Raw genomic sequence first — 1,897 nt, 5'->3', positions numbered from 1 at the left:
CCCTCCAAGCCTAAGTACTCCTTGACGACCGATAGTGTACCAGTACCGTGAGGGAAAGGTGAAAAGCACCCCGATAAGGGGAGTGAAATAGTTCCTGAAACCGGATGCCTACAAGCAGTTGGAGCCTCTTTATGGGGTGACAGCGTACCTCTTGCATAATGGGTCAGCGAGTTAGTCTTACAAGCAAGCTTAAGCCGATAGGTGTAGGCGCAGCGAAAGCGAGTCTTAATAGGGCGATTGAGTTTGTGGGATTAGACCCGAAACCAGGTGATCTAGCCATGAGCAGGTTGAAGGTGATGTAACAGTCACTGGAGGACCGAACCCACGTCTGTTGAAAAAGACGGGGATGACTTGTGGTTAGGGGTGAAAGGCCAATCAAACCTGGAGATAGCTGGTTCTCCGCGAAATCTATTTAGGTAGAGCGTCAGACGAATACCATCGGGGGTAGAGCACTGAATGGGCTAGGGGGCCTTACCGGCTTACCAAACCTAATCAAACTCCGAATACCGATGAGTACTATCTGGCAGACAGACTACGGGTGCTAAGGTCCGTGGTCGAGAGGGAAACAGCCCAGACCGCCAGTTAAGGTCCCAAAGTTGTGGCTAAGTGGGAAAGGATGTAGGACGGCCAAGACAACCAGGACGTTGGCTTAGAAGCAGCCATCGTTTAAAGAAAGCGTAACAGCTCACTGGTCTAAATAAGCTGTCCCGCGCCGAAGATGTACCGGGGCTCAAGCCACACACCGAAACTGCGGACTTGTTCTTTGAACAAGTGGTAGCGGAGCGTTCCGTAAGCCTGTGAAGGTGTGCCGTAAGGCATGCTGGAGGTATCGGAAGCGAGAATGCTGACATGAGTAGCGATAAAGGGAGTGAGAACCTCCCTCGCCGAAAGCCCAAGGGTTCCTGCGCAAGGCCAATCCGCGCAGGGTGAGTCGGCCCCTAAGACGAGGCAGAAATGCGTAGTCGATGGGAAACAGGTTAATATTCCTGTACCCGTGAGAAGTGACGGCCTCTGGAAGTAGTTTTTCCTTATTGGATTGGAGAAGCTGCCAAGGAGGTCCAGGAAATAACTCTCACATATGGACCGTACCCCAAACCGACACAGGTGGGCAGGTTGAATATACCAAGGCGCTTGAGAGAATGGTGTTGAAGGAACTCGGCAAATTGCCCCCGTAACTTCGGGAGAAGGGGGCCCACCGTGAAGGCAACTTTACGGTGGGGGCACAGACTAGGGGGTGGCGACTGTTTACTAAAAACACAGGGCTCTGCGAAGTCGCAAGACGACGTATAGGGTCTGACGCCTGCCCGGTGCCGGAAGGTTAAGAGGAGATGTGCAAGCATTGAATTGAAGCCCCGGTAAACGGCGGCCGTAACTATAACGGTCCTAAGGTAGCGAAATTCCTTGTCGGGTAAGTTCCGACCTGCACGAATGGCGTAACGACTTCCCCACTGTCTCCAACACCAACTCAGCGAAATTGAATTCTCCGTGAAGATGCGGAGTACCCGCGGTCAGACGGAAAGACCCCGTGCACCTTTACTACAGCTTTGCAGTGGTATCAGGATGTGAATGTGCAGAATAGGTGGGAGGCTTTGAAGCCATGGCGCCAGCCATGGTGGAGCCACCTTTGAGATACCACCCTTTTGCTTCCTGATATCTAACCGAGGTCCGTTATCCGGATCCGGGACCCTGCATGGCGGGTAGTTTGACTGGGGCGGTCGCCTCCCAAAGAGTAACGGAGGCGCGCGATGGTAGGCTCAGGCTGGTCGGACATCAGCTTAAGAGTGCAATGGCAAAAGCCTGCCTGACTGCGAGACTGACAAGTCGAGCAGAGACGAAAGTCGGTCATAGTGATCCGGTGGTCCCGCGTGGAAGGGCCATCGCTCAACGGATAAAAGGT

1 rRNA gene is annotated in these 1,897 nt (G+C 53.5%); it reads left to right on the top strand.

Features of this window, described 5'->3' with window-relative positions:
• Positions 1–1,897 (top strand): 23S ribosomal RNA (locus TH2_RS20360); the annotation flags it as partial.

It is taken from the genome of Thalassospira profundimaris WP0211 (assembly GCF_000300275.1).
GTDB lineage: Bacteria > Pseudomonadota > Alphaproteobacteria > Rhodospirillales > Thalassospiraceae > Thalassospira > Thalassospira profundimaris.
Note: the sequence above shows the minus strand (reverse complement) of the source record. Positions and strands in the feature narration are given on the sequence as shown.